This window comes from Hydrogenobacter sp. T-2, from assembly GCF_033971325.1.
GTDB classification, from domain to species: Bacteria; Aquificota; Aquificia; order Aquificales; family Aquificaceae; genus Pampinifervens; species Pampinifervens diazotrophicum.
Window position 1 is genome coordinate 646,360 of the sequence record NZ_CP117180.1, and the last position, 21,421, is coordinate 667,780.

The 21,421-nt window shown below is 42.8% G+C and carries 33 protein-coding genes and 1 CRISPR repeat array (1 of these 34 cut by a window edge); of the genes, 17 read left to right on the forward strand and 16 right to left on the reverse strand.

The window, feature by feature from the left end:
* Positions 1-52: 52 nt before the first annotated feature.
* Genes IAE16_RS03805 through IAE16_RS03815 form a run of 3 tightly spaced genes read right to left on the reverse strand, consistent with a single transcriptional unit; the run spans position 53 to position 2,418 of the window.
* A complete protein-coding gene (locus IAE16_RS03805; RefSeq protein WP_323701399.1) occupies positions 53-889 on the reverse strand; it encodes an IS982 family transposase in 837 nt (278 codons plus the stop codon).
* A gap of 40 nt (positions 890-929) precedes the next feature.
* Positions 930-2,240, reverse strand: a complete 1,311-nt coding sequence (locus IAE16_RS03810; protein WP_323701400.1) for a DEAD/DEAH box helicase — start codon at positions 2,238-2,240, stop codon at positions 930-932.
* Between the two features lie 22 nt (positions 2,241-2,262).
* Positions 2,263-2,418 carry a hypothetical protein gene (locus tag IAE16_RS03815; protein WP_323701401.1) on the reverse strand — a complete coding sequence of 52 codons (156 nt, stop codon included), beginning with the start codon at positions 2,416-2,418 and terminating at the stop codon, positions 2,263-2,265.
* A gap of 243 nt (positions 2,419-2,661) precedes the next feature.
* Here IAE16_RS03815 and rpiB point away from each other — a divergent pair, with 243 nt between their 5' ends.
* Positions 2,662-3,129, forward strand: coding sequence for a ribose 5-phosphate isomerase B (gene rpiB, locus IAE16_RS03820; protein ID WP_323701402.1), 468 nt, complete (start codon positions 2,662-2,664; stop codon positions 3,127-3,129).
* On the opposite strand, the gene IAE16_RS03825 is transcribed toward rpiB, so the two are convergent.
* Positions 3,104-3,331, reverse strand: a complete 228-nt coding sequence (locus IAE16_RS03825) for a type II toxin-antitoxin system HicA family toxin (RefSeq protein WP_323701403.1) — start codon at positions 3,329-3,331, stop codon at positions 3,104-3,106. The genes rpiB and IAE16_RS03825 overlap by 26 nt on opposite strands.
* On the reverse strand, positions 3,324-3,542 hold the full coding sequence (locus IAE16_RS03830; RefSeq protein WP_323701404.1) for a type II toxin-antitoxin system HicB family antitoxin: 219 nt from the start codon (positions 3,540-3,542) through the stop codon (positions 3,324-3,326). The genes IAE16_RS03825 and IAE16_RS03830 overlap by 8 nt, the downstream gene beginning before the upstream one ends.
* A 61-nt stretch (positions 3,543-3,603) precedes the next feature.
* On the opposite strand from IAE16_RS03830, the gene IAE16_RS03835 reads away from it, so the two are divergent.
* The 5 genes from IAE16_RS03835 to ndk are packed head-to-tail and all read left to right on the forward strand — an operon-like array spanning position 3,604 to position 5,783.
* A complete protein-coding gene (locus IAE16_RS03835; protein ID WP_323701405.1) occupies positions 3,604-4,044 on the forward strand; it encodes a F0F1 ATP synthase subunit B in 441 nt (146 codons plus the stop codon).
* Entirely contained in the window at positions 4,041-4,535 is a 495-nt protein-coding gene (locus IAE16_RS03840) for a F0F1 ATP synthase subunit B (protein WP_323701406.1), read from the forward strand. The genes IAE16_RS03835 and IAE16_RS03840 overlap by 4 nt, the downstream gene beginning before the upstream one ends.
* Positions 4,532-5,068 (forward strand): F0F1 ATP synthase subunit delta, encoded by a 537-nt coding sequence (locus IAE16_RS03845; RefSeq protein WP_323701407.1) that lies wholly within the window; start codon positions 4,532-4,534, stop codon positions 5,066-5,068. The genes IAE16_RS03840 and IAE16_RS03845 overlap by 4 nt, the downstream gene beginning before the upstream one ends.
* Position 5,069: 1 nt before the next feature.
* On the forward strand, positions 5,070-5,348 hold the full coding sequence (locus IAE16_RS03850) for a hypothetical protein (RefSeq protein ID WP_323701408.1): 279 nt from the start codon (positions 5,070-5,072) through the stop codon (positions 5,346-5,348).
* A 12-nt stretch (positions 5,349-5,360) separates the two neighbouring features.
* A complete protein-coding gene (gene ndk, locus IAE16_RS03855) occupies positions 5,361-5,783 on the forward strand; it encodes a nucleoside-diphosphate kinase (protein ID WP_323701409.1) in 423 nt (140 codons plus the stop codon).
* Here the strand turns inward: ndk and hemH are convergent.
* Genes hemH through IAE16_RS03870 form a run of 3 tightly spaced genes read right to left on the reverse strand, consistent with a single transcriptional unit; the run spans position 5,741 to position 8,698 of the window.
* Complete coding sequence (gene hemH, locus IAE16_RS03860) at positions 5,741-6,760, reverse strand: ferrochelatase (protein WP_323701410.1); 1,020 nt, start codon at positions 6,758-6,760, stop codon at positions 5,741-5,743. The genes ndk and hemH overlap by 43 nt on opposite strands.
* Positions 6,761-6,767: 7 nt before the next feature.
* Positions 6,768-7,472, reverse strand: coding sequence for a 1-(5-phosphoribosyl)-5-[(5-phosphoribosylamino)methylideneamino]imidazole-4-carboxamide isomerase (gene hisA, locus IAE16_RS03865; protein WP_323701411.1), 705 nt, complete (start codon positions 7,470-7,472; stop codon positions 6,768-6,770).
* Positions 7,469-8,698 carry an EAL domain-containing protein gene (locus IAE16_RS03870; protein ID WP_323701412.1) on the reverse strand — a complete coding sequence of 410 codons (1,230 nt, stop codon included), beginning with the start codon at positions 8,696-8,698 and terminating at the stop codon, positions 7,469-7,471. Before IAE16_RS03870 ends, hisA begins: the two co-directional genes overlap by 4 nt.
* 21 nt (positions 8,699-8,719) lie before the next feature.
* Here IAE16_RS03870 and hslV point away from each other — a divergent pair, with 21 nt between their 5' ends.
* On the forward strand, positions 8,720-9,256 hold the full coding sequence (gene hslV, locus IAE16_RS03875) for an ATP-dependent protease subunit HslV (protein ID WP_323701413.1): 537 nt from the start codon (positions 8,720-8,722) through the stop codon (positions 9,254-9,256).
* Here hslV and IAE16_RS03880 read toward each other — a convergent pair whose 3' ends face one another.
* Both IAE16_RS03880 and IAE16_RS03885 read right to left on the reverse strand, forming a co-directional pair.
* Positions 9,257-9,631, reverse strand: coding sequence for a HEPN domain-containing protein (locus tag IAE16_RS03880; protein ID WP_323701414.1), 375 nt, complete (start codon positions 9,629-9,631; stop codon positions 9,257-9,259).
* 128 nt (positions 9,632-9,759) lie between these two features.
* The gene (locus IAE16_RS03885) at positions 9,760-9,897 is read right to left on the reverse strand and encodes a nucleotidyltransferase domain-containing protein (protein WP_323701415.1); all 138 of its coding nucleotides are present in this window, start codon (positions 9,895-9,897) and stop codon (positions 9,760-9,762) included.
* Between the two features lie 17 nt (positions 9,898-9,914).
* On the opposite strand from IAE16_RS03885, the gene IAE16_RS03890 reads away from it, so the two are divergent.
* Entirely contained in the window at positions 9,915-11,342 is a 1,428-nt protein-coding gene (locus tag IAE16_RS03890) for an acetyl-CoA carboxylase biotin carboxylase subunit (protein ID WP_323701416.1), read from the forward strand.
* On the opposite strand, the gene IAE16_RS03895 is transcribed toward IAE16_RS03890, so the two are convergent.
* Genes IAE16_RS03895 through nadC form a run of 3 tightly spaced genes read right to left on the reverse strand, consistent with a single transcriptional unit; the run spans position 11,330 to position 13,213 of the window.
* A complete protein-coding gene (locus IAE16_RS03895; RefSeq protein WP_323701417.1) occupies positions 11,330-12,073 on the reverse strand; it encodes a hypothetical protein in 744 nt (247 codons plus the stop codon). The genes IAE16_RS03890 and IAE16_RS03895 overlap by 13 nt on opposite strands.
* Complete coding sequence (locus IAE16_RS03900) at positions 12,070-12,387, reverse strand: rhodanese-like domain-containing protein (RefSeq protein WP_323701418.1); 318 nt, start codon at positions 12,385-12,387, stop codon at positions 12,070-12,072. The genes IAE16_RS03895 and IAE16_RS03900 overlap by 4 nt, the downstream gene beginning before the upstream one ends.
* Before the next feature lie 22 nt (positions 12,388-12,409).
* Entirely contained in the window at positions 12,410-13,213 is an 804-nt protein-coding gene (nadC, locus tag IAE16_RS03905; protein ID WP_323701419.1) for a carboxylating nicotinate-nucleotide diphosphorylase, read from the reverse strand.
* A 41-nt stretch (positions 13,214-13,254) separates the two neighbouring features.
* Between nadC and glgA the strand changes: the two genes are divergently transcribed.
* The gene (gene glgA / locus IAE16_RS03910) at positions 13,255-14,706 is read left to right on the forward strand and encodes a glycogen synthase GlgA (protein ID WP_323701420.1); all 1,452 of its coding nucleotides are present in this window, start codon (positions 13,255-13,257) and stop codon (positions 14,704-14,706) included.
* Entirely contained in the window at positions 14,696-15,175 is a 480-nt protein-coding gene (gene rfaE2 / locus IAE16_RS03915) for a D-glycero-beta-D-manno-heptose 1-phosphate adenylyltransferase (RefSeq protein ID WP_323701421.1), read from the forward strand. Before glgA ends, rfaE2 begins: the two co-directional genes overlap by 11 nt.
* On the opposite strand, the gene IAE16_RS03920 is transcribed toward rfaE2, so the two are convergent.
* Positions 15,154-15,732: a hypothetical protein gene (locus IAE16_RS03920; RefSeq protein WP_323701422.1), complete on the reverse strand. Its 579-nt coding sequence runs from the start codon at positions 15,730-15,732 to the stop codon at positions 15,154-15,156. The genes rfaE2 and IAE16_RS03920 overlap by 22 nt on opposite strands.
* 33 nt (positions 15,733-15,765) lie before the next feature.
* Between IAE16_RS03920 and panC the strand changes: the two genes are divergently transcribed.
* The 3 genes from panC to nusB are packed head-to-tail and all read left to right on the forward strand — an operon-like array spanning position 15,766 to position 17,490.
* Positions 15,766-16,626, forward strand: a complete 861-nt coding sequence (gene panC, locus IAE16_RS03925) for a pantoate--beta-alanine ligase (RefSeq protein ID WP_323701424.1) — start codon at positions 15,766-15,768, stop codon at positions 16,624-16,626.
* Positions 16,613-17,077: a 6,7-dimethyl-8-ribityllumazine synthase gene (gene ribH, locus IAE16_RS03930; RefSeq protein ID WP_323701425.1), complete on the forward strand. Its 465-nt coding sequence runs from the start codon at positions 16,613-16,615 to the stop codon at positions 17,075-17,077. Before panC ends, ribH begins: the two co-directional genes overlap by 14 nt.
* Entirely contained in the window at positions 17,074-17,490 is a 417-nt protein-coding gene (gene nusB, locus IAE16_RS03935) for a transcription antitermination factor NusB (RefSeq protein WP_323701426.1), read from the forward strand. The genes ribH and nusB overlap by 4 nt, the downstream gene beginning before the upstream one ends.
* Here the strand turns inward: nusB and IAE16_RS03940 are convergent.
* Both IAE16_RS03940 and tatA read right to left on the reverse strand, forming a co-directional pair.
* On the reverse strand, positions 17,487-17,684 hold the full coding sequence (locus tag IAE16_RS03940) for a twin-arginine translocase TatA/TatE family subunit (RefSeq protein ID WP_323701427.1): 198 nt from the start codon (positions 17,682-17,684) through the stop codon (positions 17,487-17,489). The genes nusB and IAE16_RS03940 overlap by 4 nt on opposite strands.
* Positions 17,681-17,860, reverse strand: a complete 180-nt coding sequence (tatA, locus tag IAE16_RS03945) for a twin-arginine translocase TatA/TatE family subunit (RefSeq protein WP_173834249.1) — start codon at positions 17,858-17,860, stop codon at positions 17,681-17,683. The genes IAE16_RS03940 and tatA overlap by 4 nt, the downstream gene beginning before the upstream one ends.
* Before the next feature lie 148 nt (positions 17,861-18,008).
* On the opposite strand from tatA, the gene IAE16_RS03950 reads away from it, so the two are divergent.
* The 4 genes from IAE16_RS03950 to lipA are packed head-to-tail and all read left to right on the forward strand — an operon-like array spanning position 18,009 to position 20,844.
* Positions 18,009-18,218 carry a cold-shock protein gene (locus IAE16_RS03950; RefSeq protein ID WP_173834248.1) on the forward strand — a complete coding sequence of 70 codons (210 nt, stop codon included), beginning with the start codon at positions 18,009-18,011 and terminating at the stop codon, positions 18,216-18,218.
* Positions 18,219-18,252: 34 nt separating this feature from the next.
* Positions 18,253-19,479, forward strand: a complete 1,227-nt coding sequence (locus tag IAE16_RS03955; protein WP_323701428.1) for a bifunctional folylpolyglutamate synthase/dihydrofolate synthase — start codon at positions 18,253-18,255, stop codon at positions 19,477-19,479.
* On the forward strand, positions 19,476-20,027 hold the full coding sequence (yihA, locus tag IAE16_RS03960) for a ribosome biogenesis GTP-binding protein YihA/YsxC (protein ID WP_323701429.1): 552 nt from the start codon (positions 19,476-19,478) through the stop codon (positions 20,025-20,027). The genes IAE16_RS03955 and yihA overlap by 4 nt, the downstream gene beginning before the upstream one ends.
* Positions 20,014-20,844 carry a lipoyl synthase gene (gene lipA / locus IAE16_RS03965; RefSeq protein WP_323701430.1) on the forward strand — a complete coding sequence of 277 codons (831 nt, stop codon included), beginning with the start codon at positions 20,014-20,016 and terminating at the stop codon, positions 20,842-20,844. The genes yihA and lipA overlap by 14 nt, the downstream gene beginning before the upstream one ends.
* A 26-nt stretch (positions 20,845-20,870) precedes the next feature.
* A CRISPR array of direct repeats spans positions 20,871-21,421; the repeat unit is 29 nt; unit sequence CTTTCAATCCCACAATTGGCAACTAAAAC; it runs 1,126 nt beyond the window's last position.

The following is a 21,421-nucleotide window of genomic DNA, read 5'->3' on the forward strand; positions in this document are numbered from 1 at the left end:
ATCAGGCTTTTTTCCTTTTCCATAGGTAGATTATAATAACGCAAGTTGTAAGTTATATTAGGTTCATTTTCCACATTCTATACAGATTATAGGAAACCACAGCGGTATAGATTTTCACAAGAAGCCCATTCAGGCTAACAGAATAAGGTCTCATACCGATAAACCTTTTAAGGACACTAAACACACTCTCCGCAAGCCTCCTGTATAACCTCTTTGCATACTCAATCCACCCACCCTCATATCTGCTTTCCTTTGTACTCCTTAATGGGTTAAGCACTATGCCCTCTTCCTTCAAGATATCCTCCATCAGATAATTCTTGTATGCCTTATCACATATGATTTCCTTACTTTCTACACTGTAAAAGCTCATGTTTGCCAAACCATCAATATCATGCCTACTCCCCTCAAGTAGATGAACCTCTCTAATTAAACCCTTAGAGTCCATAAGTGCGTTTAGCTTAAGCCCGTAAAAGTATTCTCTCTTGCCTGGTGTATATCCTCTGTATAGCTCACCTTTTAATGTTTTGCATGTCCATATGCGTGCATTCTCACACACTTTCACTGGCATGCTATCAATTAGGTAATATCTTTCATCCACCTGTGGTAGAGATGCGAGTTTTAATATGATGGTTTGCATATAAGGTAGCAGTTTTTCAAGTCTTCTTGAGAAGGTAGATTTATCAGGGACTTTAGGGAAGAGATGACTACAGAAACTTTTAAGCCAATCAAGAGCCTTTGAGTAGTTTGCACAAAAATCTATGTGGGCTATAACTGCCATTGTTAACACCTCCGAGTTAGATATTACCGTTTGTGGTTCTTCACGAAGTCTAAGTTCCTTAAGCAAGTCGTCTATAATTACAAAGTATGTTATTATTCTATCTTCTGTCATTTTTGCACCTCCCTATGGGGATGCTCCATAGGGAGCTTTTTTACCACATCTCTTTATAACTTGCAACTCGGGTTATAATAATATGGCAAAACTGGAGATTTATACCTTCTCCTGCAGCCTCTGTGGCAACCATGACCTGAGTTTTCTCCTTGAATTCCTTCTCTGCTCCAATCCTTTCCTCTAAGCTCATCCCACCATGTATATAGCTCACCGAGTAGCCCCAAGACCTTAATTTTTCAACAAGATAGTCCAAAGTGTCCTTTGATTCGGTAAATATGAGTATCTTTTCGTTTCCTTGCATTTCTCTTATCTTCTTTAGACCCTCCTCTATAGCCTTTCTGAGTTCTTGTAGCTTTACTTCCCTTTCCTCCTTGACTATCCTCTTAGCTCTTTCAATTAGACCGCTTATAACCCATATCTCTCTTCTTAGTTCCTCTGGATTCTCTGCAAGGGTTAGTGTTTCCCATTCTTCCTCTTCCTTCCACCTCTCTTCCTCTTCGTAGTCCTCTACCTCCTCAAAGTCCACCAAAAGGTTCCTTTTTTGCATTTTAGACTCTTTCAATAGGCTTTCAAGCCTTCTTTTCCTTCTCTCAAGAGATTTCCATAGGGCATAGGTGCTTGATGCCATCCTTCTTTGGAGGATCAAAAGGGCAAAGGCTACGTTTCTCTTTTGGTCTCTACCCTTCATAGCCTTGTTATATTGATGTAGCACATACTTAGAAAGTTCATTGTATAGCTCTTTTTCTTCCTGAGAAAGCCTGAATTTTATCGTCTTTGCATAACGGTTTGTAAATATGGGCTTGCCATCAAAGTCCCTCAGGTTTTCCTTTAGTCTCCTTATAAAAAGCGGATTGTCTCCCCTTTCAATAGACTCTTCAATAAGCTCATAGGTTCCAAAGAACCCCGGCTCTAAAAGGTCAAGCAAAAGCCTAAAGTTTTCTGGGTTTCCTCTGTGAGGTGTTGCAGTAAGAAATAGGAAGTGTATTGTGTTTTTTGACAGGATTTCACCGAGTCTGTATCTTTCTGTTCTTGAAGTCTTGTTCCCATAAACATAAGCAGACATCTTGTGGGCTTCGTCCACTATAACCAAGTCCCAGTGGGTAGAGTTCAAAGAGGGTAATATGTCCTCTTGTTTTGCAAAGTCCATAGAGGTTATCACCTGCTTTTCTGTTTCCCAAGGGTTTTCACCATAGATTGACCTAAAGGTATTCCTGTCTACGGAGTAAAAGGTTTCTTGAAACTTTTCCTTTAACTCTCTTATCCATTGGTCTTTTAGGTGCCCTGGGACAACTATTAGGATACGGTTTGCAAGGCCACGCAGTTTTAGTTCCTTTATTACAAGACCTGCCATTATGGTCTTGCCAGCTCCAGGGTCATCCGCTTATAAGAAATCTTATCTTTGGAAGTTTAAGGATATGACCGTATACCGCTTCTATTTGATGTGGCAGTGGGTCAACCTTTGAAATGTTCATTCCCAGAAGTGGGTCAAAGATAGAAGCCAATCTAAAACGCAGGGCTTCCGTAGCCAAAAAGGCTTCCAGTCCATCCTCGGTAAAGCAGAGGGAAGTATCTACTATCCTTATTTTTTGAACCTCATCCTTTGATATTAGTTGGTCTACATACGTCTTAGATTCTACGGTTGCACCAACTATGCGTATGTAATCTTGAAAATACTCAACACTTTTTTATCTCCACCGGCTCATGCCAAAAGGGACCTTCAAGCACCAAACCTTCTTTTAGCTCTAACATGGACAAATGTATATAATTTTAACATGCTTAACATAGCCATAGGCTCAGACCACGCGGGTTATCCTCTAAAGGAAAAGATAAAAGAGTATCTCATCTCAAAGGGCTATCATGTGCTTGACTTTGGCACTCAGTCCACAGACTCCACCGACTATCCCCTTTTTGCAAGGGATGTTTGCCTTGCGGTTCAAAGGGGTGAGGCTCAGATGGGTATCCTTGTTTGTGGCACGGGCATAGGCATGTCCATAACCGCCAACAAATTCAAGGGCATAAGAGCTGCTCTGTGCCTAAACGAATACATGGCTCGCATGAGCAGAAAACACAACGATGCCAACGTGCTATGCCTTGGAGACAGAATATTGGGCGATGACTTGGCTATTGCCATAGTGGACGCATGGCTTTCCACAGACTTTGAGGGTGGAAGGCACGAAAGGAGGGTAAGGCTCATAAGGGAGATAGAACATTCCTCTAAAGGTCTTCAAGAATCTTCATGAAGTGTTCTACTGTTATGCCAGCGTCTCTTATCAACTTTCTTAGTAGCCCTACCCCTATTTCATCGTGATAAGGGATAGTCAATGGGTTTCTATATTTGTGATGTAGCCTCACATGGCTTCCCCTTTGCCTGACAACCTCATAGCCAAGTTTTTCAAAACACTTTATAACCTTCCACGCAGGGAGCGGAGTTAGCCTACCCACTTTCCATTACACTGAAAATTAACTCTTCTGGGTTGTAATCCTTGGCTATCTCAAAATTTTCTGCCTCCTCAAGGCACAAGTTTATGACCTCCTTAAGTCTTTGAAGCGCCTCCTCCAAAGTTCTACCTTGTGTGTAGCATCCCCTAAGCAGTGGACACTCTACCACATAAAAGCCATCCTCATCCCTTTCTATTACCACTGGCAGTTTCATAGTTCATAAATATAGTCCAAAAGGCTTGAGGTATGATATAATAACCTCATAGGAGGCTAAAATGGATATACAGCAAGCCATGTATCCTAACATAACCCTCTTTATTCAGGCAATTCTTTTCCTTGTGTTTACTGCCATAATAAGGAGCATTCTTGTAAAGCCTTACTCTCAGGTAATAGAGGAAAGGGAAAGACTTGTTGAAGAAAACACACAAGAGGCAATAAGACTTAGGGAAGAAGCTCAGCGGTATATCCAAGAAGCTCAAAGCATCTTAGAAAAGGGAAGAAGGGAATCAAACCAGATACTGGAGCAGGCAAGAAAAGAGGCGGAAAAGCTAAGGGCAGAGATACTCTCAAAGGTGGAGCAAGAAACCCAAGAGGAAATAGCCAAAGCGGTAGAAGAGATAAGAAAAAGCCTTGAGGAAGAAAAGAGCAAACTTGATGAGAGGGTAAGGGAAATAGCAGAGCTAATAACAAGCAAAGTCTTGGAGGAGGCGGCATGAGCGAAGGACACCACACCCTTGAGCTAATATGGAAAGGTCTGAATATTCTGGCTTTTCTTGGTATAGTCTACTACTTTGGGAAAAAACCTATCTCCGAAGCCTTCAATAGATACTTTCATGGTTTGACGGAAAAGCTCATAGGCTCTGAAGAGGAGCTTTCAGAAGCTCAAGAAGAGCTAAAGAGAGCAAAGGAAAGCCTTCAGGATGCGCAGAGAAGATATGAAGAACAGCTTAAAATTTCCCAGCAGACCGCACAGAGCATAAAGGAAGAGGAGCAAAAAAAAGCACAAGAAATAGCCAACAGGATAAGGGAAAAGGCAAGGGAAGTGATAGACATAGAGCTAAAGAAGGCAAAGGAAGAGCTACTTCGCTACGGTGCGGAAAGGGCTTATCAGCTCTCTGCGGAGCTTCTAAAGGAAAGGTTTAAGGACGAAAAGGTGCAGACCGCATACATAGAGAAGTCTCTTAAAAATCTGGAGGCGAAAAGATGAAAGCACGGCCCGAGATAATAAGAAAAGTGGCAAAACTACTTTTGGAAAAGACACAGAAGGAGAGACAAGAACTCATAAAGGTATCACAGCTTTTGGAACTTCTATACAGACTCTACAAGTCAGAAAAGGATTTTAGGGGCTTTGTGCTAAACCCTACAATACCCAAAGAGAAAAAGCTCGCCTTTTTGAAAGGTCTTAGAGAAAGGTTTGGCATAGGGCAGAGCTTGGATGAAGTGCTTGAATACATACTGGACATAAACGCCATTCCCTCCCTCGGTGAGGTCAAAAGGGTCTACGACCACGAGGTGGAGAAACTCTTAAGGCTCAGCAAGGCATTGCTTGTTCTCGCAAGAAGGGTAGAAGACCAAGAGCTTGAGAGGATAAAAAAGGTAATAAGAGACTATACGGGTAGGGATTACGAGTTTGAGGTGGTAGAAGACCCAGAGCTTATAGGGGGCTTTCTTTTGAAGACTTCCAGCTTTGTGCTTGATGCTTCTGTAAGAAGAGGGCTTGAGGGCATCTTGAGAGGTTGATATGGAGTATCCAAAGGAAAAATTTGAAGAGCTTTCAAAAAGATTAAAATCTATGGCTATACCGCCAGAGGTGGATGTGGAACTACTACTGCCAGACAGAGACCAAGTGGAATATCCTACCGTAGTTATCACATACCTTGAGGGTGATGAAGAAGGTCCGCAAAAGGAGCTTGTTTTTAACGAGGCTTACTGGAACTCTCCTGTGGAGAACCTTTTGGGTGCAATTATGCACCAAGTTAAATCCCTTATGGAGGAGTTACAATCCTTTGAAGGAGAATAAAGGAGGTATAAGATGGAGAGGACGCTGGTTATAGTCAAACCCGATGCCTTTGAGAAGGGTGCTACGGGCAAAATAATTGACCGTTTTATATCTGAGGGCTTTAAGATTAGGGCTATTAAGCTCCTTAGGTTTACCAGAGAGCAGGCGGAAGGCTTTTATGCGGTTCACAGAGAAAGACCCTTCTTTGGAGAACTGGTAGAGTTTATGACCTCAGGTCCTGTGGTTGCTATGGTCTTGGAAGGCGAAGATGCCATAAGAAGGGTCAGAGAGATAATAGGTCCTACAGACAGCAACGAGGCAAGAAAGGTAGCTCCTAACTCCATTAGGGCACTTTTTGGCACCGACAAGGGCAAAAACGCAGTGCACGCTTCGGACTCCAAAGAGTCTGCGGACTACGAAATACCCTTTATCTTTTCACAGCTTGAGGTAGTCTGAATCACAAGCTCTTTTAAGGCTTGTATATACGCGGGGTGTGTCTTGAGAGTTGGGATTCTAACAAAGTCCACACCCCTTTCCCTTGCCATGTTTCCATAAAGATAGTCAAGCTCATACAAGGTTTCTGAGTGTTCGCAGGTAAAGGATACTGGAACAACCGCTATCCTCTTTACGCCTGAGTTAATAAGTTCTTCTAAGAGTTTATCTGTAAAGGGTTCAAGCCACTTGGTGGGTCCCACCTTGCTTTGATAGCCAAGAGCATACCTTACACCCGGAAAGTGTTCCATAATAAGCCTTACTGTCTCTTCCGTTTGCCTTTGGTATGGGTCTCCTTCCTTTATGATACTAACTGGAAGGCTATGGGCAGTAAAGAGAAAGAAGTATTCCTGCCAGTTTGGTAGATGTTCCTTTATGTTCTCTACCATAGCTCTTATGTAGGTGGGATGGTTGTGATAACAGTTTATTCTATGGATAGGTAAAGTAGAGGGATAAAAGTATGGGTTTTCTTGACCCTCTACGGTAGTTAGGGAAAAGTGCTTTCCTGAGCCTGTAAGTCTTCTAAAAACCCTGTCAAACTCATTAAAGGAAGAGCCTGTGGTGGTCCTGCTGTATTGAGGATAGAGGGGCAGTAGCACTATCCTCTCAACGGGGTAAGACAAAAGTTCGCTGAGAGCTTCCTCTGTGAGGGGATGCCAGTAGCGGAGGGCAACCACCACCTTGAAGTCTTCTCCAAGGGCTTCCTGCAGAGCTTTTGCCTGAGCCTGAGTTTGTTCCCTTTGTGGAGATTTTCCACCCATTATTTCGTAATAGTGCCTTGTTTTCTTAGCCCTAAACCTTGAAATGAGCCAAGCAAGAGGTTTTTGAATAGGTCTTGGAAACCTTATTATGTCGTGGTCAGAAAAGAGGTTATAAAGAAAGGGTCGTATAGCAGATAGGCTGTCTGGACCTCCCATGTTAAAAAGGACTACTCCAACCATAGGAAAATCATAACAGCTCTCTTAGGTTTATTCTGCCCTCATATATTGCCTTTCCAACCACCACTCCTTCCACTATACCCATGAGCTTTTTTACGTCCTCAAGACTTGCCACACCTCCAGAGGCAAGCACGGGTTTTTTTGTATAGCCTTTAAACTCCACATAAGGTTTTGTATCCACACCCTCAAGGGTGCCATCCCTGTCTATGTTGGTGTAAAGATAACCCCATATGGGTATGTTTTCGTATTTTAGAGCCAGCTCCTGCGGGCTTGTAGAGCTCTCCTCCTTCCAACCACCTACCGCCACCTTTCCACCCTTTGAATCCACAGCCAATATAACCCTTTCTGGAAAAAGCTCCACCATCCTTTCAAAGGTTCTTGGCTCTCTTACTGCCAAAGTGCCAACCACAAAAAACTCTATTCCTTCCTCGTGCAAGACCTTACAGGTTTCCACGCTTCTTATACCACCGCCAACCTCAATAGAGCCAGAAAAGGCTTTCCTTATAAGTCTAATGGAAGGGAGGTTCAGTGGCATACCCTCAAGACTTCCATCAAGGTCCACCACATGAAGTCTTTTAAAACCGAGCTCCTCAAAGAGCTTTGCCATATCCTCGGGAGAGCTTGAATAGACCTTTGTCTTTTCAAAATCACCTTTAAAGAGCCTTACTACTTTACCTTCCTTTAGGTCAATGGCGGGTATTATAAAGTTTTTCATAACAGTTGAGGTCTTCCTAAGTAAAAGCCCTGTGCCATATCCACCTTGAGGCTTTTTATAAACTCAAATTCCTCTTCATTTTCCACCTGTTCCACAACCACCTTAAAGCCAAGCCTTTTCATCCCAACAACCACCCATTTTAACATAGAACGTGCCTCTCTCAAGAAAAAACCATCAAGTTTTACCACGTCTGGTTTTGTTTTAATAAGCCTCTCTACAGAAGAGTATTCTACGCCAAAGTCATCCACCGCAATTCCAAATCCATAGCTCCTCGCTTCCTTTACAAGTTCTAATAGGTCTTCAGTGCTTCCTGTCATCTTACCTTCAGAAAGCTCTAACACCACTCTGGATGGTTCAATTCCGTAAGAGGTTACTTCCTTGTAAAAGTCTAACAGCTTGAGCCTGCCCTTTGCTACGAAGTTAACAAGGTTGTAAGGGAAATTTACATACATCTTACCCTCAAGACCATAGGCTGTAAACTTTGAAAAAGCCTTCTGAAGCACCATTTCCTCAAAGGGACTTATAAAGGAGGTTTTTAAAAGGTCTTCTATGAAACAACCAGCAGGCAGGACTCTTCCATCCTCCATTACAAGCCTCATAAGCACTTCATAGCCTTCTATCTTTCCACTCTCAAGGTTATATATGGGTTGAAAGGCAGGCTCTACAAGTTTTTTCTTAAGAGCTTCAATGAGGGTCTGGTAGTCAATGGCTCTCTTTGGCAGTTCCTTTTGAATAAGCACCATATCGCCACCGCCTCTACTTTTAACCTCCGCCACGTGTGCTTCCATAAGGTCAAGCACAGCCTCCACGCTTTGACCTGTAGGCACAAGGCTGTATATACCAATAGTAACGCTTATCTTTGAGTTAAAATCAAGGACTTCTATTCTACTTTTTATCCTTTTTGCAACCTTTTCAGCTCCTTTTGCGTCAGAGTTTGGAAGTAATATAAGGAAAGAGCTACCTTTGTATTTGCCTGCTATATCGCTCTTCCTTATACTGTTTGATATAACTTCGGATATTTTCAAAAGAACCTCATTCCCATATGCGTATCCACTGCCTTTGTTTATATGTTTCATGTTATCCACATCCAGAAGAAGCACAGAAAGACTTTCTCCCTTTCTTTCGTAGAGGTAGAACAACTTTTGCATGTACTCGAGGAGGCAAGCTATGTTTGACACTAAAGTTTGTCTGTAGAGCTCCAAACAGCTTAGATTTTTCCTCACCACAGGCTGTAAAATATTATAGCAATGAAAGGCATAAGGTCAACTACCATACTTGCGGTAAGGAAAAATCATATAACGGTTATGGGTGGTGATGGGCAAGTGACTCTTGGGTCTTCTGTGATAAAGCACAGTGCGAGGAAGATAAGGAAACTTTACAAAGATAGCGTTCTGGTAGGATTTGCCGGTTCTGCGGCGGATGGACTTGCCCTTATGGAAAGGCTTGAAGGGAAATTGGAAGAGTTTAGAGGAAACCTTCTCAGAGCTTGTGTGGAGCTTTCAAAGGATTGGAGGATGGATAGAAGTCTAAGAAGGCTTGAGGCTCTTTTGCTTGTAGCGGATAGAGAACGCATGCTACTTCTTTCTGGCAACGGAGATGTAATAGAGCCAGACGAGCCCGTGCTTGCCATCGGTTCTGGTGGAGACTATGCGAGGGCTTCCGCTTTGGCTCTTTACAGAAACACGGACATGTCCGCAGAGGATATAGTTAGAGAATCTCTCAAGATAGCGGGTGAGATTTGTATATACACTAACCAGAGCTTTATCATTGAAAAACTTGAATAGTTAAACCTTTTCTATGAGATTTTGGATAATTTTCTCTAACTGCCCCACATAAATTTCCACATCTTTTAAAAGTTTTTCACACTCCTCTCTATCAATGAAGTCTCCTATAACATCGTAGTCTGCCCTTTGCCTCATATACATCGCTTGGTCATATATCTTTGAAAGGCTAACATACTTCTTTTCTTTAAAAAGATATAGGTTCATCAATTGCCTCACGCCCTTATGTGTTTGAGGGTCTTCTCCCAAGAGAAATAGATAGGCTTTAGAAGAGTGAAAGACTGAATAGTAGGCTTCATGAACTGCGGAGGGATACATTCCAAGTTCAAAAAGTTGTTTTGCTCTTTGCAGATGCCTCTGGACTTTGAATAAATGCATCTCCGCATACTTTAACTTACTACTCTCTGAAAATCTCTCCTTTTCCTACATCCTTACCTCTCCGTATATGGGTATTATTGGTCTTATTGTAAGGTCTTTTAACTGGTTTTCTTTCACAAAGATAGGACTTAATCTGAACCTGAGTGAAAATCTCCTCTTGCATAAGAACCAAAAAGTAAAAGTGAAAGGCTCTTACCTGTAAACTTTTCTATCTCCTTACCAAGCTCTCTCAAGATGCCTTTTAGCTTCTTCACCAAAAGCGTCATGGTTTAAAATTTATAGCATGTTCAGAAAAGTTCTTGTGGCTAACAGGGGAGAAGTGGCTCTTAGAATAATAAGGGCGTGTGAGGAGCTTGGTATAAAGACTGCTGCCATATACTCAGAGGCGGACACAAAATCCCTTTATGTGAAAAAGGCGGATGAGGCTTACCTAATACCCGGTGATCCTGTAAGGGCTTATCTTGACTACGTGAGAATAGTAGACCTTGCCAAGTCCATAGGTGCGGATGCCATACACCCGGGCTATGGTTTTCTTGCGGAGAACGCAGACTTTGCTCGTTATTGCAAGAAAAAAGGCATAACCTTTATAGGACCTTCTCCAGAGCATATTGAGCTCTTTGGAGACAAGGTAAAGGCAAAACAGGCTATGCAAAAGCTTGGCATTCCCACCATACCCGGGTCTCCAAACCCTCTCAAAAACTACGAAGACGCCATGCACTATGCAAAGGAGATAGGTCTTCCTGTAATCCTTAAGTCCGCTTACGGTGGTGGTGGTAGGGGTATGAGGGTGGTGCGTAGCCTTGAAGACCTACCAAGGCTCTTTGAATCTGGCTATAGAGAAGCAGAGGCTTTCTTTGGCAAGGGAGACCTCTTTGTGGAAAAGTATTTGGATAACCCCAAGCATATAGAAGTTCAAATCTTGGGGGACATGTATGGTAATGTAGTCCACTTGGGCGAGAGGGACTGCTCTGTGCAGAGAAAACATCAGAAGGTAATTGAGATTACTCCATGTCCTGTGCTTCCAAGGGATATAAGACAGAAAATGCTGGGGCTTAGCGTAAAGGCTATGATGCAGGTAGGCTACTACAGTGCAGGGACCTTAGAGTTTTTGGTGGACCTAAAAAGTGGAGAGTTTTACTTTATAGAGATGAACACCCGTCTTCAGGTGGAGCATACCATCACAGAAATGGTAACGGGCATAGACATAGTGGAGACCATGATAAGGGTTGCCATGGGCGAGCCACTGCCTTTTACACAAAGTGATATTACCTTTAGAGGATATGCCATTGAGTTTAGGATAAATGCAGAAGACCCAAGAAAAGGGTTTGCACCCGCACCAGGAAGGCTAACCGCCTACTACTCACCGGGTGGTCCTGGTATAAGAATGGACTCTGGTGTTTACAAGGACTATGTGATACCACCTTACTATGACTCTATGATAGCCAAGATGAGCGTCTGGGCTCTCACTTGGGACAGGGTGTTGGCAAGGGCAAGAAGGGCTATAGATGAGTTTATTGTGAGAGGAGTCCCCACCAACATACCCCTACATAGGGAGATAATAAGAGACCCAGACTTCATATCGGGCACTTTTGGTATAAGGTTCTTAGAGGAGAAACTGCCTACATATGATTTTGAGATAGAGGGCGAAGAAGACCCAGAAAGCCTTGCACTTGCCATATCCGTTGCAATCGCCGCATACTACGGGCTATAATCTACAGACCTTCCCTTGCTTTCAAAACCCAGAGGACTGACCACCTTTACCGTAAAGGTTGTTTTTCCCTCTGGAAGTTCCGTTTCAAAGGCAAAGCCTGTGGTCCTTCCTATCTCCTTGCCATCTCTGTATATGACAAATTCTCTGTAGTCCTGCCCATAAGACCATACAAGGTATAGAGCTTGCTTTCCCTCTCTTATCTCAAGCCCGTCAACTTCAGGCACAGTGGGTGGTGGTTTTGGCTTTACACAAAACTCCACAGGTTCACTTTCCACGTTCCCCCTAATGCCTGTAATGGCATAACACCTCTCCCAGTAGTCTCTTTCCAACCTAATAGACTCTCTAAAGGTTTTGGCATTCTCAAGGGACAGGGAGCTGTCCCTGAGGTTGTATAGCCTGTAGGCTTCAAAGTTAGAAGGGTAAACCTCTACAAAGGCTTCGCCCTCTGATATTTTCAAAGAGGGCTTTTCTTCAAGAGCACCACCCACACAAAACTTCTTTGAGGCTTCTCTAACCCTTTCCACTACAAAGCAGAAGGGTTTTTCCTCCTCTCTTACCCAGTAATCGCCTTGTCTTTCAAATCCTTTTATTTGCACCTCCCCAGAAAGGCTTTTTACATAAACCTTTTGTCCTATCCTTCTAATCTCAACCTCTGGAGCCTTTAGCACCTCTGGGCTTGCCTTGATGCCACAGCTTGCTAAAAGGAAAAGTAAGGGTATTAGCCTTTTCATTTAGGAGGTCCAGACTCCTTCTCGTAGGGCCAGACAATTATACCTCCTGAAAGGTTGTAGGCTTCGTAGCCCATGTGCCTAAGGAAGTATGTGGCAAAGGCACTTCTTTCACCGCTCCTGCAGTAGACTATGTAGGTTTTATCCTTAGGAAGGTCCTTGAAGGCGTATCTAAGCTCATCAAGGGGTATGAGCATGGAATTGGGGATTCTAAGTTGGACGTGCTCCTGTGGTGTTCTAACATCAAGAAGGACTACATTATCCCTTTGAAGCATCTCCTTTGCTTCTTGTGGTCCAACCTCTGGCACTTGAAACATCTTAACCTCCTTAAGTCATTAATTATATTCTAAAAAGCCTCATACTCAAGTCAAGCCATCTGGCAGAGTGAGTTATTGCACCGCTTGATATAAAGTGAACGCCTTCTATGGCATAGTCCTTTATGTTTTGAAGGTTTATATTCCCAGATACTTCCACTATAACTCTGTCCTTTGTTAAGGCCACCGCTTTTCTTACTTCCTCTGGACTAAAATTATCAAGCATGACCATATCAACACCACACTGCAGAGCCTCTTGGAGCTCTTGAAGATTTTCCACCTCCACCTCAATTTTGTAGACTGGACTTATCCTTTCTCTAACCCTTTTGACCGCTTCTGTTATACTACCCGCTATGGCTTTATGATTGTCCTTTATTAACACCATATCGTAAAGGGCATACCTGTGATTAAGACCACCACCTATCCTCACTGCGTATTTTTCAAAGTATCTCATACCGGGCGTAGTTTTCCTTGTGTCAAGTATTCTTACTCCAGTTCCCTCAAGAGCTTTAACAAACTCTCGCGTTAAAGTTGCTATCCCGCTCAGTCTCTGTAAAAGATTAAGGGCTACCCTCTCACCCATCAAGAGCAAGTTGGCAGGAGCTTCTATTACCAAAATTTCATCATCCTTGGAAAACTCTTCTCCGTCCTTAATTGCATATATTAGCTCTATCTCCCCCAAGAGCTGAAACACCCTAAGAGCAAAGTCTATCCCGGCAAGGACTCCACCTTCCTTTGCCCTTATGACCCCTCTTGCTCTCTCACCTCTAAATATGCCTTCTGTGGTTATATCTCCCTGCCCCAGGTCCTCTTCAAGGAATCTTAACAAGAAGTTGTCTACCATAGACTATAATTTTAATGGGGGAAATTATGAAAATAGTGTTTGTTGCCTCAGAAAGTTCCGCCTTTGTAAAGGCAGGGGGTCTTGGAGATGTGGTTCACTCTCTTGCAAAGGCACTTATAAGGCTTGGACACACCCTTTATGTGATAATGCCGAGATACTCAAAGGTCAAGGTAGAGCCCAAAAATGTCTCAAAGGGAAAGATATTTTTCAACAGCCATTGGCTGGAGTTTGGAATACTTGAAGAGACAAAAGACCATGTGAGATATTACTTTCTGGACTATCCTGAATATTATCAAAGAGAACACATATACTCAACCCCGAAGGGTGAATATGAAGACAACCCCCTTAGGTTTGGCTTTCTCTCTTTGGCAAGCCTTGAAGTCATAAAGAGCCTGCAACTGAATCCCGACATTATACATTTACACGACTGGCATACGGGACTTGTCCCCCTGTATAAGAAAATACACTATCCAGAGTTAGAGCCTATCCCTACTGTGTTTACCATACATAACGCCCTCCACCAAGGCATATACGACCCACACTTCTTGCCCCTTTTGAACCTACCTTGGGAGCTTTACCATCCTTTTACAGGCATTGAGTTCTATGGCAGGATAAACTTTCTAAAGGCTGGTATAGCCTTTTGCGATGTTTTGACTACTGTTAGCCCATCCTATGCGGAGGAGCTAAGGCAATACGCCTATGGGCTTGAGGGTCTTATAAGGGAGAAAAAATACTTCTTTGGTATCCTAAACGGCATAGACTACGAGGTTTGGAACCCCGAAGCTGATAAGTTTATAAAATACCACTACAGTCTGAAAAATTTCCACAAGGGAAAAGCAAGCAACAAAAAGCATTTAAAAGAGACCTTTGGACTTAAGACTCCTAATGATAGACCTCTTGTTGGAATTGTTTCAAGGCTTACCGCACAGAAAGGTCTTGACCTTGTTCAAGGTATAATCTGCGAAGCGGTCAGGGAAGGTTTTGACTTTGTCTTTCTGGGTTCTGGTGAGGAAAAGTATCAAGATATGCTAATAGAGTTCATGAAAAAACATCCAGAAAGTGTAAGAGTGAGGATAGAATACAACGAGGAGCTCGCTCACAAGATATTCGCAGGTGCGGATATGTTTCTAATGCCCTCTTTGTTTGAACCTTGTGGCATATCTCAGATGATCGCCATGAGGTATGGCACTGTGCCTATAGTGAGGTCAACAGGTGGTCTAAAAGACACGGTGGTGGACTTTGTGGAAAACCCACACGAAGGAAACGGCTTTGCCTTTGAGGAATACTCAAGCAAAGACCTTATGCATGCCCTTTTGAAGGCAAGAGTCTACTACGATATGCATACCTGCGACCACTCAAGGGAATGGCAGGAGGTAATAAAGAGGTGCATGAAAAAGGATTTTTCTTGGGAGAAAAGTGCCAGGGAATACGAAAGGATATATTCTACCGCTATAATGCTAAGGAAATATGGTTCTTAGTCTTGAAGAGCTTTTAAGGGTTCTTGAGCCTCTTAGAGAGGAAAAAAGAATAGTCTTTACTAACGGATGCTTTGATCTAATTCATGCAGGACACGCTCATTACCTTTCAAAGGCTAAGAGCTTTGGTGATATATTGGTGGTGGGTTTAAACTCTGACAGCTCCATAAGGAGAATAAAAGGTCCAAAAAGACCCATAATACCCCAGCATATGAGAGCTTACTTGCTTGATAGTCTCAAGCCAGTAGACTATGTGGTTATCTTTGAAGAGGACACACCCATAGAACTCATAAGGGCTATAAGACCCCATGTGCTTGTAAAGGGTGCGGACTGGCAGGTAGAAAATATAGTGGGTGCGGACTTTGTGCTATCTTATGGTGGGAAGGTGGAGAGGGTTGAGTTTGAGTTTGACATTTCTACCTCTAAGATAATTGAGAGGATATTAGACCTCTACAGAGAAGAGGAAAGGTGAGATTCTATTGCTTGGTCAAGCTTTGTAATGAGCTCCCTGCTTACCCTTAGTCTTTCAAGTTTTTTTAGGGACCGCTCTTCTATCAACCTCTTCACAAAGCCTCTGAGCCTTTCCTCAAAGATATCTTCCTTATATAGTCCCATGTGTTTCAAAAACTCCAACTTAAACCTCAAAAGAAAAAGGTCGTGGTTTTCTGGGTACATGCTTATGTAAAAAAGTAGTATATTGAAAAGCTCAGGGTCATATTGAAGAAACCATCTTTCCACAAAAAGTGCGAGAGAATTCATCCAAACATACCTTTTATAGTCTTCAAGGGAAAGATAGGCTAAAAACTCCACTTCAAGTAGGTCTTGGAGGATTATGACGTTTCCTGCTTGCTTGTATACTATGCTTACAAAGTTAAAGGGCTCTGTATATCCCGAAAGTCCACGCTCCACTCTAAACCCGCTTGGCACTAAGACCTTTGCAATTCCACACGTTCCGTAAACCTTTAAGATTATGTCCTCATCACCTGCTCTATACCTCTTGAGAATAAGAAAACTACCTTTTGCGGACATGTGCTATAATTATAGTCCCTTAAAACATGTGCCATGCCTACACTTTTTAGAAAGCCAAGGGAGATAAGGAATTATCTGAAGTCTGTAAGGTGCGAAAGCAAGCAGAGTATAGGCTTTGTCCCCACTATGGGCTACCTTCATGAGGGACACAGAAGGCTCATAAGGGAATCAAAGATACAAAACGACATAACGGTGGTAAGCATATATGTAAATCCCCTTCAGTTTGGTCAAGGAGAAGACTACGAAAGATATCCCAGAGACTTAGAAAGGGACATAAGCATATGTGCGGAAGAGGGCGTGGATGTGGTTTTTGCTCCCTCCGATGAGGATATGTATCCAGAAAAGCCTCTAATAAACATTGAGATTAAGGGACTAACGGACATATTGGAGGGTAAATTTAGACCAGGGCACTTTAACGGCGTGTGCACCGTAGTGCTTAAGCTCTTTAATATCATCCAGCCAGACAGGGCATACTTTGGAGAGAAGGACTATCAACAACTCAAAGTGATACAAAGGCTTGTAAAGGACTTGAGTTTGCCTGTGGAAATCGTGCCAGTTCCCACAGTTAGAGACCCAGATGGGCTTGCTCTTAGTTCAAGGAACACATACCTTTCCCCCGAAGAGAGAGAGTCCGCTCTTTCTCTTTATAGGTCTTTTCTCCTTGCGGAAAAACTTTTTAAGAGTGGCAACACCGATGCAAACCTTCTAAAAGAAGCTATAAGGGAGTTTATACTAAAGCATCCACGTGTAAAAGGGATAGATTATGTGGAGATAATCGACCAAGACCTAAAACCCGTTAGCGAAGTAAAGATAGGTGATAGAATTCTTCTTGCTGTGTGGGTAGGCAATACAAGACTTATAGACAACTGGAGGTTAGGCGATGCAAAAGTATGAAGGTCTTTTAAAGGCAGAAGGTTTTAGCTTTGGTATAGTGGCAAGCAGGTTTAACCATCTTCTTGTGGATAGACTTATAGAGGGAGCTATAGATTGCATACTCAGACACGGAGGAAGTGAAGAAAACATACATCTTGTGAGAGTCCCAGGGTCTTGGGAAATTCCTATTGCGGTAAAGGAGCTCATAAGCAAAAAGAAGGTGGACGGTGTTGTTGCACTTGGAGTCCTCATAAGAGGACAGACCCCGCACTTTGATTACATAGCCAGCGAAGTTGCTAAGGGTATTGCCATGGTAAGTCTTGAGACGGGCAAGCCTGTTAGCTTTGGTGTGATAACCGCAGACACCTTAGAGCAAGCCATTGAAAGGGCTGGGACAAAGCAAGGAAACAAGGGCTGGGAGTCCGCATTAGCCCTTATAGAGATGGTAAACCTTCTGAGAAGTCTTGAATGATATACAAACCTAAAGCGAGAAAGGATGCCTTTTTGGTCCTCTACCAGTGGGATATGAAGGGAGAGCCAATAGAATCTTTGGTGGAGGAATACATATCCGCAAACCGTATAAACATCTCAGACCAAAGAAGATATATAAGAAAATTGGTTAGAACATACATGGATAATTCCACAGACATTGACAAGCTCATAGCGGAGCTTTCAGAAAAGTGGGACATAGACAGGGTAGGCTACATAGAGAGAAACTTACTTAGGATAGCCCTTGCAGAGTTTTTGTATATAGGTGTAAAAAATCCAAAGCTCACCATATATGACTATGTAAAGTTGGCACAAAAATATGCAGGCAAAAAATCCGCAAAGTTTATAAATGGTATATTGGGAAGGTTAGTAAGGGAAAAACTCGGTGAGGCTTAAGATTTGTCTCCTTCTTTCACTTCTTGACCTTTAACTTCCTTTACTTTCTCTTCCTCACCTGAGAATGCCTTTTTGAAGTTTCTTATGCCTTCACCGAGGGACCTTCCAACTTCTGGAAGTCTACCTGCTCCAAAGAGAATCATAACTACAACCAGTATAAGAAGAATCTCTGTGAAAGAAAACTGTGGTATCATGCCTGCTCCTTCTTCTCTGGCTTTTTCTCCTCTTCTGTCTCACCTGAAAGGGCTTTCTTGAAGTTCCTTATGCCTTCACCCAGACCCTTACCGAACTCGGGCAGTTTTGACGCACCAAATATAACGAGGATTACAAGAAGTATAAGCACTATCTGCCAAGGCAATGGAAAGTGCATGTTTTCACCTCCTTGACTTTTAATTATATGCCTACCCCTTGACAAAGACAAGGGGATGGCTTATGATTATCTCAGAGTAAGTAAAGAAAGGGAGGGCGCCTACCTTTCTAACTTGCTCGGTAATAACTTTTCAGGAGGTTTTTGTTCCATGTCACTCACAGGCACAGTTAAATGGTTCAGCAAGGAAAAGGGTTATGGCTTTATAACCCGAGATGACAATCAAGGGGATGTGTTTGTCCACTTCTCCGCCATACAGCAAAGAGGCTTTAAAACCCTTGAACAAGGGCAAAGGGTTGAGTTTGAAGTAGAACAGGATACAAAGGGCTTAAGGGCAAAGAACGTAAGAGTCTTGTCTTAAACCTTCCCCCTTCGGGGGGCTATAATTTATCCTTATGCGGATTTACGACCTTTATGAGGGCAAAGACTATCAAATAGTCCCCACTCTGGATAGAATAGAAAGGGCGGTAAGCTATCTTTCCTTTAAACCTTCCTATACCTCTCTTCAAGTAGGTGGGACTAACGGGAAGGGTTCTACCTGTGCCTTTGCTCAAAACATACTTAAGCATCATGGCTACAAAGTAGGATGGTTTGTATCTCCACATCTTTTTGAGGAGCGAGAAAGGTGGAGGATAAACGGAGAGAAGATATCCGAAGAGAGGCTTTCAGAGTATGTGAAAGAGCTAAGGGAAGTTTTTGAGAGGTTTGAGCTTACATACTTTGAAGCCTGCACTCTTGTAGCACTACTATACTTTGAGGAAGAAGGAGTAGACTTTGCGGTTTTCGAAGTAGGAATGGGTGGAAGGTGGGATGCTACAAAGGTTTGCCAACCTGAAGTATGCGTAATAACCAACGTGCAAAGAGACCATACAAGGTGGCTCGGAAAAGACTGCGAAAGTAGAGCGGTAGAAAAGCTGGGTATATACAAAAGGGGAAAGCCCTTAGTTTTGGGAAGCATGAGGTATCCACTTTACACGAAAGCCCTTGAGCTATGCGATATAAGGGACCTATGGGTGGCGGGTATAGACTTTTTCTCTGCGGGAAGGGTTGAGGGGACAAGGACCATATTAGACTTTTATCAAGATGAAAAAGTAGAGCTTAGAAATGCAGAGCTTGGTCTGTGGGGTAAATATCAAATAGACAATGCAAGCCTTGCCATAAGAGCTGTGGGGCTTTTGATTGATTTGAAAGAAGAGCCTCTCAAAAAGGCACTAAGGGACACAAGGTGGGAAGGAAGGATGGAGGTAGTGAGAGAAAATCCTTTGCTTTTGCTTGATGGAGCTCATAATCCAGACGGCGTGGCAAGGGTTGTAAAGGAAGTAAAAAGGCACTTTGGAAGCCTTACACCTGTTTTTACCGCCCTTAGGGATAAGGAGTGGGAGCTTTCTCTTTCTTACCTAAGAGAGCTTTCAGAGAGGGTCTACTTGGTTCCCTTAAAGCATCACAGAGGTGAAGATTTGACAAAGCTATACGAAAAGGCAAAGGAAATGGGCTTTAGGGAAATGCTTTTTCTTGATAGTGCGGAGCAGGTCTTGGAAATAAAGGAAGACTTATTGGTTCTTGGCTCTCTCTATCTTGTGGGTGAAGTAAAGGAGAGTTTGGAAAAAAGCAGGATGATATGAGGGTTAGGTTTGTAGGGAGCTTTTTTGAAAACTTTCCAGAAGATGAGCTAAGGCATGTGGTCTTTGTGGGAAGGTCAAACGTGGGAAAGTCCTCTTTGATAAACATGCTCGTAGGGCAGGACATAGCAAGAGTAAGCAAAGAACCGGGTAGAACAAGAGCTATAAACTTTTTCCTGCTTGAAGAGTATGACCTATACCTTGTAGACTTGCCGGGTTATGGATATGCCAAGGTTTCAAAAAGGCTAAGGGATGAATGGAAAAGGGTCATAGAAAACTACTTCCATACCTGCTGGAAGAATATAAAGCTGGTAGTTTTGCTCGTTGATAGTCTTGTAGGTCCTACAGAGCTTGATATAGAAAGCATCCAATGGTTACAGAGTCTTAGACTTCCTTATGTCATAGCTCTTACCAAGTGCGACAGAGCAAGCCAGAAGGAGATTAGCTCAAGTCTAAAGAGGTTAAGGGAAGTATCTGACGCAGAGGTGGTCTTGGCCTCTTCAAAGGAAGGCAAGGGCAAAAGGGAGCTTTTAAAGTATGTTCTCGGTTAAGGCACCACAGGTAGAACTTATCAAAAGAACATCGGAAATTGTCAAAAAATATTCTCTCAACACTGTTTGTGAAGAATCTCTTTGTCCCAATATGGGGGAATGCTTTTCAAAAGGAACCGCAACCTTTCTTATATTAGGAAATGTTTGCACAAGAGCCTGTAAGTATTGCCATGTATCTACTGGAAAGCCAAAACCACCAGACCCATCAGAAGCTGTAAGACTATACTATGCGGTAAAGGAGCTTGGGCTAAAACACGTAGTGATTACTTCCGTAGACAGGGATGACTTGCCAGATTACGGTGCGGAACACTTTAAAAGATGCGTGGAGTTTTTAAAGTCCAGAGATAGCAATCTAAGAATAGAGGTGTTAACGCCGGACTTTCAGGGCTCTGAGAGAGCCCTTGAGCAGATAGTGGGGGCAAAGCCTGATGTGCTTTCGCATAATATAGAGACGGTGGAGGGTGTTTTCAGAGAGGTTAGACCCAAAGGAGACTACAGAAGGAGCCTTAAGGTTCTCAAGTTTTACTCAGAAAGCAGGGTCTCTCCCGTAAAGTCTGGCATAATGCTCGGCTTTGGTGAAAGCTGGGAGGAGGTAATAAAGACCATGGAAGACCTGAGAGGTGTGGGAGTCACCATCCTTGTTATAGGTCAATATCTCAGACCAAGCCCCAAACATTATCCTGTGAAAAAACTCTATCATGAAGAAGACTTCAAAAAACTTGAAGAGATAGCACTTGAGATGGGATTTGAAGGGGTTCTCTCCAAACCCCTTGCCCGGTCTTCTTACCATGCGGAGGAAATTATAAGGGATATCTGAAAAACGACCACAGATGTAATTATTCCTTCTTAATCCCACAATTGGCAACTAAAACTTTACTACATAAGCAGATATCTTAAGGTTGGTGTAATCTTTCAATCCCACAATTGGCAACTAAAACGACTAAGCCCTAATGACGCGTGGCAGTTTGGAGAAATCTTTCAATCCCACAATTGGCAACTAAAACCATGCTCTGGGACATCCTGCAGACTAATGCCGTCTTCTTTCAATTCCACAATTGGCAACTAAAACCTTGCCAGATAAATATGTCGCTTACATACAAAACACCTTTCAATCCCACAATTGGCAACTAAAACGCAACGTAGAGGTAAGACAAGAAGCTGGCGGTAGTGTCTTTCAATCCCACAATTGGCAACTAAAACCTCCCTCACAGGAGCAATAAGCCAAGATAAAGTGCTTCTTTCAATCCCACAATTGGCAACTAAAACTTGACAGACAAGGACTTGAGCAATATTAATATAAAAACTTTCAATCCCACAATTGGCAACTAAAACAAGTTGTGCGTAGTGTTTTATGTCCTCGGGCTTAACAGCTTTCAATCCCACAATTGGCAACT